This window comes from Microbacterium sp. (assembly GCF_046295495.1).
Taxonomy (GTDB): Bacteria; Actinomycetota; Actinomycetes; order Actinomycetales; family Microbacteriaceae; genus Microbacterium.
Window position 1 is genome coordinate 1 of record NZ_JBKBNC010000069.1, and the last position, 8,550, is coordinate 8,550.

Sequence of the window (8,550 nt, forward strand, 5' to 3'; positions counted from 1 at the left end):
GCGCCGAGGCCATGATGGACGAAACCCGCCGTTCCCCCGACGCCGACGCCGCGCCCGACGGCGACGCCCCCGTCGGCCGGGCCCGGTGCGGGACCCGCGACCCCCGCGGGGACGCTGCCCGCCACCGGAACGGATGCCACGGCCCTGGGCTTCGCGACGGCGATCGGCGCCGGCGCGGTCGTGGCCGGCATCCTGGCCGCCCGCTCCCGGCGGCGCCGCACCTGACGCGCTCTTGCGCTGACGGGTCGACCGACCGGCGGCGACGTTCCCTGCTCCGCGATCCCGCCGCGCGTTCCCTGCTCCGCGACCCCGCCGCGGCCGCGCCGCTCAGCGCCTCAGTCGATCCAGAGCACGATCCCGTGCAGCCCCGTGAGCACCGCCGCGACACCCGCCCGCACGGCGCGATCGGCGCGTTCGGCGGTGAAGGTCGCGGGATCGTAGGCCGCGGCCGTGCCGAGCCCCTCGCCGCGGTAGGCCGCACCGGTCCAGTCGACGGCGGTGACGTTCTCGGTCGGCTCGGCCAGCTCCGCCCCCACGATCAGGAACGGCACGTCGAGGTGGTTGGCCGTCACGGTCGCGAGCGGGTCGACGAGCGCATCCCCGGCGCTGATGATGAGGTCGGGGTGCATGTCCATCGCGCGCACAGCCCCGTCGATCATGTCGTCGTCGGCGTGCACGACGCGCAGATCGGCACGGGTCTGCGCCGCCCAGTCCTCGACCGCGCGCACGAGCGTGGTGGCCGGGTCGTCGTCTCCCACGGTGAGCAGCACCACCCGGTAGCCGGCGGGGGCGGTGACGCCGTCCCACGAGCCGGGTGCGGGCGCGTGCGTGGACTCGGGAGCCGGCGGCGACGCGGGAGCGAACCCCGCGGCGGGTGCCCCCACCGCAGCGGGGGCGGGGCGGGGCGCGTCCCACCCGGGACCGCTCGCGCATCCCGCGAGCGTCACCGCCGCCAGCACCACAGTCGTCGTCGCGGTCAAGATCCTGCGCATCACCCCCTCACCCTGGACGACGCGGGTGGCGCGCGGGCGAACGACGGGGACACGTTCCGTTTCCGTTCGCCCCATCGCGGGGAACCGTTCACGGCGAGCGCGCACGCTTCGGGGCGGAAAGGTGAACATGTCCGATCGTCTCCGCCGCCCTCTCGGGCGCGTCCTGCTCCTTCTCGCCGGGATCGCCGCGCTGCTGTCGCTCGCGCTCCCCGCCTCGGCCCACGGCCTCCTGTCGGTGGTCTACGCCGACCTCTCCAGCGGCGGCCCCGGGGTCGTGCGCGCACAGCTGCAGCTCGAGTACGACCTGCTCGTGGTCTCGGTCGCCGACGCCGAACGCGACGACCCGCTCTTCCAGACGGGCACCGCCGCGTTCGAGGCGGGCGACGCCGACCAGCAGGCCGCCGCCCTCGTCGACCACCACGATTCCGTGGCCGCCTACGTCGGCGACCGCTTCCGCGTCTCGGCGGCGGGGGAGCCCTGCACCCCCACGGTCGCCGACGACGTGAGCATGACGTGGCAGGACGGAGTGCCCTACGCGGTGCTCGAGGCCGACTACGCCTGCCCGCCGTCCGAGAACGGCCACGAGGTGGCCTCGTCGCTCTTCCCCGACGACGAGGGCTTCGTGACCGACACCAAGACGATCCTCACCTACGCGCTCGACCTGCACGAGGGCAGCACGGTCCTGGATGCCGAGCACCCCACGTTCACGACGGCGCAGACCACGCTCGAGCGCTTCTGGGAGTTCTTCCGCCTCGGCGCCGAGCATCTGCTCACCGGCATCGATCACATCCTGTTCCTGCTCGCCCTGATCGTCGGATCCCGGCGACTGCGCGAGGTCGTGATCGCGGCGACCACGTTCACGATCGCCCATTCGGTGACGTTCATCCTCGCGGCGACGGGGGTCGTCGCCGCTCCCCCCGAGCTGGTGGAGCCGACCATCGCCCTCTCGATCGCGGTGGTCGGGGCCTGGTACCTCTGGCGCCTCTGGCGCGGCGGCCAGGTCGACCAGGATCTCTCGCACGCCCACGGCTTCCTGCGCCTGGACCGCGCCGGCTGGCTGCGGGTCGGGGTGGTCTTCGTGTTCGGGCTCGTACACGGTCTCGGCTTCGCGTCGGCCCTGGGCATCGACGAGCCGTGGTCGTGGACGCTGCTGTGGTCGTTGCTCGTGTTCAACATCGGCATCGAGGCCGTGCAGATCGGCCTCATCATCGTGGTCTTCCCCCTGCTCGTCCTGCTGCGTCGGCGCGCGCCCCGGGTGGGCATGTGGGTGAGCGCCCTGCTGGCGGTCGTCGTGACGATCGCCGGTCTCGTCTGGTTCGTGCAGCGCGTGCTCGGCATCGAGTGACGGGTGTTGCCGCACCCGATACGTGTGCTGGGTCAAGCATTCACGCGCCGGACACCCGTCGAGCGGAACGTAGGTCGCGCTCGCGACCGCGAGCGTGCATGAGAGCTCCCCACAAGAGAAACGGACAACCATGTTCCTCACCGCATCGACGTCGCACGGGACGCGCACGCGTCGCCGTGTCTCGTGGATCGCAACCGCCGCCGTCGGCGCGTCGCTCGTCCTTTCGGGCGTCGCGAGCGTCCCGGCAGCGATGGCCGACACCACGGCCACCCTCTCCGGCGTCATCCTCGGAGTCGGCGCTGACGAGACCCAGCGCATCGTCACCTGGTACTCCTCGGCCGACACCACCCAGTCGGTGCAGGTCGCCCCGACCTCGGCGCTGGTGAACGGCCAGTTCCCGGCGTCGGCGACGACCTTCTCGGCATCCGGGACCGCCAACATCGCCACCAGCGGCGGGTTCAACCGCCACGCCACGATCACGGGGCTGGCCGAGAACACCGCGTACTCGTACCGGGTCGGCTCCGACGGCAACTGGTCGTCGACCTACGCCTTCGCGACCCAGTCGTTCGAGGGCGACTACGACTTCCTGTTCTTCGGCGACCCCCAGGTCGGTTCCTCCGGCGACCTCGCCAAGGACCAGGCCGGGTGGCAGGACACCATGAACGTGGCCGTCGGCGCGAACCCCCGGGCGGAGCTGCTCGTCTCGGGCGGCGACCAGGTCGAGACGGCCAACACCGAGGCGCAGTGGAACGCCTTCCTCGCGCCCGACCAGCTGCGCCAGTACCCCTGGGTCGCCACGATCGGCAACCACGACGTGGGCGGCAAGGCCTACGAGCAGCACCTGTACACCCCCAACACCGACCGGTCCGACGCGTACTACCGCAAGGGCTCGGCGGGCACGGCGACCGAGTCGGGCGGCGACTACTGGTTCATCTACAAGGACGTGCTGTACATCGACCTGAACAGCAACAGCTACGCCACCTCGCAGGGCGGCGGCGGTGACGACGCGCACGTGGCGTACGTCACCGACGTCATCAACAAGCACGGCTCGCAGGCCAAGTACAAGGTGCTGGTCTACCACCACGCCATCTACTCGGCCGCGGCCCACGCCAAGGACTCCGACAACAAGGTGCGCCGCGTCGACTTCCCGACGACGTTCTCCCAGCTCGGCGTCAACCTCGTGCTCCAGGGTCACGACCACGTCTACACCCGCAGCTACGAGATCAAGAACGGCGCCAAGGCGAACCCCGACGAGAAGCCCGGTCAGGACGAGGTCTTCGAGGGCCCCGGCGGCGTGGTCTACGTCACCGCCAACTCGGCATCCGGATCGAAGTACTACGACATCACCGCGCCGGACAACAGCGGCACCAGCGGTGCGGGAAACGGGGCCGACCCGCTGAACCCCAGCAGCTACTGGTACAACTCGGTGCAGAACCAGGAGCACGTGCGCACGTACGTGAAGGTCCAGGTCAAGAAGGACCAGCTCGTCGTGCAGAACATCCGCTCCGGAACCTGCGCGGCCCCCAACGCCGCGGTCGAGCTCAACCGCGTCGTGTGGTGCGGTCCCGAGAACGGCACCAAGCCGGCCGAGGCCGTCGGGTCGATCCAGGACGAGGTCACCATCCACCCCAACCACGGTGACGGCCAGGACATCCAGGTCGACGTCCCCAGCGGTGCTCCGGGTGAGTTCGGCTGGACGATCAACGGTCACAACGGTCTCGTCGACCTCGGCACCGCCGAGGAGAAGAACATGCAGTACTTCGAGGCGACCGGTCAGATCAACCCGATCTCGGTGACCGACACCCGTCGCAGCAAGGCCGCATGGTCGGTCTCGGCGTCGGTCGGCGACTTCGACGACGGCGACAAGACCTTCAGCGGCAAGTACCTCGGTTGGGCACCCAAGGTGGTCACCCCCGGTGCCGGTGCCGCCGCGGGCGCCGCCGTCTCGTCGGGCTACGACGGCGGAGACGGTCTCGCCGTGTCGCGCGTGCTGGGTCAGGCCCCGATGGGTCACGACCGCAGCGCCGGCGTCATCGGTGCCGACCTCGACCTGAAGATCCCCAACTCGATCGACAAGGGAAGCTACCGCGCGACCCTGACCCTCACCGCGCTGGCCGGCTGACCAGCGAAACGCGCCGGCGGGGAGCGACCCTCCCCGCCGGCGCCTTCCCCGAAGGATCACCATGACCCGCCTGTCCCTCCCCCCGCGCATCACCCCCCTGGTGCTCGCGGTGGCGCTCGTCGCCCCCGTCGTCCTGGCGCCCACCCTGACGTCCTCCGCCGCCTTCGCCGCGACCGACGACGTCACCTGGACCGTGCGCACCGCCTCGAACGCCCTGGGCGCCGACCGCACAAACTACAGCTACGCGCTGAACCCCGGAGCCCACCTCGACGACGGCATCGTGGTGGCCAACCGAGGGACCGAGCCCGTCGAACTCGACGTCTACGCCTCCGACGGATACACGACCTCGACCGGTGCCCTCGACCTGCGGGTCGCGGGTGAGGAGTCGGTCGGCGTCGGCGCGTGGATCACGGTGCCGCAGCGGCACGTGTCGGTCCCGGCCGGCGAGACCGTGGAGGTCCCCTTCTCGGTGGACGTCCCCGCCGACGCGACTCCCGGGGACTACGCCGGCGGCGTGGTGACCTCGCTCACGGTCGCCGACGCCACCGCGAACGTCAACGTCGACCGCCGTCTCGGCATCCGCGCCGGCCTCCGCGTGGGCGGAGACCTCGCCCCCGCGCTCGCGATCGACGATCTGCGCGTCGACTGGGACGGCGGTGTCGTCCCGTTCCTCGTCGGGGATGCCACCGTCCACTACCGCCTGCACAACACCGGCAACGTCGCGCTCGCCGCCGACGAAGCCGACGCCGTCACGGGTCCCTTCGGCGCCGGTCGCGTCGAGGCCGCTCCCGCCGACGCCGCCCCCGTGCTGCTGCCGGGCGAGTCCTGGCAGCGCGACGTGCGCGTGCCGGCCGTCGCGGCCATGGGGATGCTGTTCGCCTCGGCCGCGGTCACCCCCGTGGTCACCGACGCCGCCGGCACGACCTCGGCCCTCGAGCCCGTCGCGGCCTCGGCCGTCGGGTGGGCCGTGCCCTGGCCGCTGCTGCTGGTGATCGCCCTCCTCGTCGCGGCGGTGGTGTTCGGCCCCCGCGTCCTGCGGGCGCGCCGCCGACGCCGCCAGCAGGCGGAGGACGCGCGCGTCGAGGCCGCCGTGCAGCGCACGCTCGCGGAGCAGCAGCGGGAGGACGCTCTCGTCGACTGATTCGACGTCGAGCGTCCCCGAGGTCCGCTCAGGTGCCGAGGAATAGACTGGATGGCATCGACACCGTCTCTCGGGGACCCTCCGTGACCACTTCTCCTGCTGAACGCACGTTCGACGCGCGCCATCTGCAGCTCGCGCGCGCCCTTTTCGCGGCGCTCGCGGCGATCATGATCACGTTCTCGCCCGACCACTCCGCCGCCCTCGGGCTCAGCGTGTTCAGCGGCTTCGCCCTGGCGACGGGTCTCGTCTTCGCCCTGTCGGCCTGGCTCGTGTTCCCGCGCGGGGAGCGCCGGATCGCGGTCCTGCTCGCCGTGGTCGCCGTGGTCGGGGGGCTCATCGCCAGCGTCCCGGGTCTGCGTTCGACCGGGGCGTTCTTCGCCATCGTCATCGGCTGGGCGCTCGCCTCGGGGCTCATCGAGCTCCTGGGAGCGCTGCGCGATCGCCGGGCGGGGCGCAGCGCGGGCGTGCGAGACGGCGTGCTCATCGGCATCCTGACCCTGGTGCTGGGTGCCGGGCTGTTCCTCCCCAATCAGCAGTACGCGCTCGACTACAGCATCACCGGAGCGGGTTCGTTCACCCTCACCGGGATCACCATCGCCGTGGGACTCTTCGGCGGATACGCGGCGGTCGTCGCCGTGTTCCTCGCGATCGCGGGCTTCTCGCCGCGTCGCCCCGAGCCCGTTCCGGCCGTACCCTCCGAGGAGGCCGCGTCATGACCGACAAGCCCACCCGCCGCGACCTGATGAAGCCGGTCCAGCTTCTCGGTCTCGCCTTCATCGCCGCGCTGTTCGCCGGTTTCGTCACGCTCATGTCGATGGGCTTCTTCCAGACGCGTCCCGCCGACCAGATCCAGCGCGCCCTCATCGTCGCGCTCGTCGCGGCCGGGGCGACCTTCATCATCGTCCTCGTGAGCGTCGCGCTCATGCTGCTCGCGGTCGACCCCTCGAAGGTCACCGCGACGGTCGAGCGACCGCTGCTGCTGCCGAAGGACGCTCCGGATGCCGCCGTCCCCGGCGCCCCCGCGACGCGCGAGGCCCCGCGGGCCGCGGGCGACGTGCCGGGCACCGCCCCGCAGACCGAGGGTCCGGCCACGCCGCGTTCCGACGACGACGGCGCCGGCCCGCGCTCCTGACGCGCTCCGCCCCGGCGCGGCTCCCTGCGGGGGCCGGGCCTTCCTCCGTGAGGTGCGCTCGGCCGGATGTTCCGCTCGGACCACGTCCGAAGGAGTGAACCCGGTTGACGCGATCAGATCCGACGCGGGTCGATCATCGTCATGCCGGCGGGCGAGGCGGAGTCCATCGTGGCCAGCAGCCCCGCCGCCTCGCCGAGCCCGACGATCCGCTCGATCAACTCCTGCGGTCGCAGCGCCCCGCTGTCGATGAGCGAGAGCATCTCCGGGTAGTCCACGGCGGCCATGCCGTGACTGCCGAGCATGTCGAGCTCCCACGCGATCACGCGCGCCATGGGCATCGCCGTCATCCCGTCGGCCGTGGGCAGCAGGCCGATCTGCACGTGGCGGCCGCGGCGGCGCAGGCTCAGCACGGCGTCGCGCGCGGTCTGCGCGCTGCCGACCGCGTCGACCGAGACATGACCGCCGCCGCCGGTGATCTCGTGCACGGCCGCGGCGATGTCGGGGCCGTCGGCGACGAGCGTGTGCTCCGCGCCGAGGCGGCGTGCCGCGTCGAGGGCGGCGGGGGTGCGGTCGACGGCGATCACGCGCGCGCCGAGCGCCGCCCCGATCATCACGGCGCTCAATCCCACGCCCCCGGCGCCCACGACCGTCACCCACTCGCCCGCCTGCACGCGCGCGCGGCCGGTGAGGGCGCGGTAGGCGGTGGCGAAGCGGCATCCGAGGGCCGCCGCCGCCTCGAACGAGACGCCGTCGGGGATCCGCACGACGTTGGTGTCGGCCGCGCGCAGCACGACCCGCTCGGCGAACGAGCCCCACTGCGTGAAGCCGGGTTGCTGCTGGTCGGGGCACACCTGCGCGTCGCCCGCCAGGCACCACTCGCACGCCCCGCACCCCATGACGAACGGCACCGTGACGCGATCGCCGACGCTCCAGCGCCGCACTCCCTCGCCGACCTCGACGATCACGCCCGCCAGCTCGTGCCCGGGTACGTGGGGGAGGGCGATGTCGTCATGCCCCACCCACGCGTGCCAGTCGCTCTTGCACAGCCCCGTCGCGTGCACCTCGACGACCACGCCGCCGGCCGGCGCGGACGGCGCGGGAACGTCGCGCACCTCGAGGGGCTGAGCCAGGGCGTCCATGATCATCGCGCGCATGGCATCCATTCTCCCGCGGCGCCGCTCCCGTGCATCGCCGGGGCCGTCGTGTGACGGGGCGTCGCGGGCGGGCGGTGTGCCGGACTCCGGAGAATCCGTAACCGGCGAGCCCGAGATCCGCGATAGATCGGGGCCCGTTGCGTCAGCGCCGTCTCTTACTCCGGAGTTCGGCACGGCCGAGCGGGGAGCAGCGGGCGGACGGGCCAGCCGGGGGAGACGTCGGACGGCGCATCGCGCGGGGCGGAGAGTCGGCGGCGGGCGGTGCCGGACTCCGGAGAATCGCGCGTCCGCGGCCTTCCTCACGCCTCGGAGGGAGATACGTGCCTATATCTTCCGGAGTTCGGCACGGTCGAGCGGGGAGCGGCGGGCTGACGGGCCAGCCGGGGGAGACGTTGGACGGCGCGTCGCGCGGGGCGGAGAGTCGGCCGCGGGCGGTGCCGGGCTCCGGAGAATCGCGCGTCCGCGGCCTTCCTCACGCCTCGGGGGGAGATACGTGCCGGTATCTTCCGGAGTTCGGCACGGCTGAGCGGGGAGCGGCGGGCGGACGGGTCAGCCGGGGGAGACGTTGGACGGCGCGTCGCGCGGGGCGGAGAGTCGGCCGCGGGCGGTGCCGGACTCCGGAGAATCGCGCGTCCGCGGCCTTCCTCACGCCTCGGGGGGAGAT

General features: G+C 72.5%; 8 protein-coding genes. 6 read left to right on the top strand and 2 right to left on the bottom strand.

The genetic code is table 11. The features are described 5' to 3' along the window. Positions 1-144: 144 nt before the first annotated feature. Positions 145-225 carry a hypothetical protein gene (locus ACK4LS_RS14295; RefSeq protein WP_409718658.1) on the top strand — a complete coding sequence of 27 codons (81 nt, stop codon included), beginning with the start codon at positions 145-147 and terminating at the stop codon, positions 223-225. A 110-nt stretch (positions 226-335) separates the two neighbouring features. Here ACK4LS_RS14295 and ACK4LS_RS14300 read toward each other — a convergent pair whose 3' ends face one another. Beyond that, positions 336-992 carry a hypothetical protein gene (locus ACK4LS_RS14300; protein ID WP_409718661.1) on the bottom strand — a complete coding sequence of 219 codons (657 nt, stop codon included), beginning with the start codon at positions 990-992 and terminating at the stop codon, positions 336-338. A 127-nt stretch (positions 993-1,119) separates the two neighbouring features. Here ACK4LS_RS14300 and ACK4LS_RS14305 point away from each other — a divergent pair, with 127 nt between their 5' ends. The 5 genes from ACK4LS_RS14305 to ACK4LS_RS14325 all read left to right on the top strand — a co-directional run bounded on the left by ACK4LS_RS14305 (position 1,120) and on the right by ACK4LS_RS14325 (position 6,732). Then, complete coding sequence (locus ACK4LS_RS14305) at positions 1,120-2,337, top strand: HupE/UreJ family protein (RefSeq protein WP_409718640.1); 1,218 nt, start codon at positions 1,120-1,122, stop codon at positions 2,335-2,337. A gap of 130 nt (positions 2,338-2,467) precedes the next feature. Continuing rightward, on the top strand, positions 2,468-4,459 hold the full coding sequence (locus tag ACK4LS_RS14310; RefSeq protein ID WP_409718643.1) for a fibronectin type III domain-containing protein: 1,992 nt from the start codon (positions 2,468-2,470) through the stop codon (positions 4,457-4,459). 61 nt (positions 4,460-4,520) lie between these two features. After that, the gene (locus ACK4LS_RS14315; RefSeq protein ID WP_409718646.1) at positions 4,521-5,600 is read left to right on the top strand and encodes a WxL protein peptidoglycan domain-containing protein; all 1,080 of its coding nucleotides are present in this window, start codon (positions 4,521-4,523) and stop codon (positions 5,598-5,600) included. 83 nt (positions 5,601-5,683) lie between these two features. Beyond that, positions 5,684-6,316, top strand: a complete 633-nt coding sequence (locus ACK4LS_RS14320; protein ID WP_409718649.1) for an acyl-CoA synthetase — start codon at positions 5,684-5,686, stop codon at positions 6,314-6,316. After that, on the top strand, positions 6,313-6,732 hold the full coding sequence (locus tag ACK4LS_RS14325) for an amino acid transporter (protein WP_409718652.1): 420 nt from the start codon (positions 6,313-6,315) through the stop codon (positions 6,730-6,732). The genes ACK4LS_RS14320 and ACK4LS_RS14325 overlap by 4 nt, the downstream gene beginning before the upstream one ends. A gap of 113 nt (positions 6,733-6,845) precedes the next feature. Here ACK4LS_RS14325 and ACK4LS_RS14330 read toward each other — a convergent pair whose 3' ends face one another. Next, positions 6,846-7,886, bottom strand: a complete 1,041-nt coding sequence (locus ACK4LS_RS14330; protein WP_409718655.1) for a zinc-dependent alcohol dehydrogenase family protein — start codon at positions 7,884-7,886, stop codon at positions 6,846-6,848. Positions 7,887-8,550 lie beyond the last annotated feature (664 nt).

Excerpts from the sequence above, each read along its gene's own strand:
- ACK4LS_RS14305 (WP_409718640.1), top strand. The coding sequence starts at position 1,120 with ATGTCCGATCGTCTCCGCCGCCCTCTCGGGCGCGTCCTGCTCCTTCTC.
- ACK4LS_RS14300 (WP_409718661.1), bottom strand. The coding sequence starts at position 992 with ATGCGCAGGATCTTGACCGCGACGACGACTGTGGTGCTGGCGGCGGTG.
- ACK4LS_RS14330 (WP_409718655.1), bottom strand. The coding sequence starts at position 7,886 with ATGCGCGCGATGATCATGGACGCCCTGGCTCAGCCCCTCGAGGTGCGC.
- ACK4LS_RS14310 (WP_409718643.1), top strand. The coding sequence starts at position 2,468 with ATGTTCCTCACCGCATCGACGTCGCACGGGACGCGCACGCGTCGCCGT.
- ACK4LS_RS14315 (WP_409718646.1), top strand. The coding sequence starts at position 4,521 with ATGACCCGCCTGTCCCTCCCCCCGCGCATCACCCCCCTGGTGCTCGCG.
- ACK4LS_RS14325 (WP_409718652.1), top strand. The coding sequence starts at position 6,313 with ATGACCGACAAGCCCACCCGCCGCGACCTGATGAAGCCGGTCCAGCTT.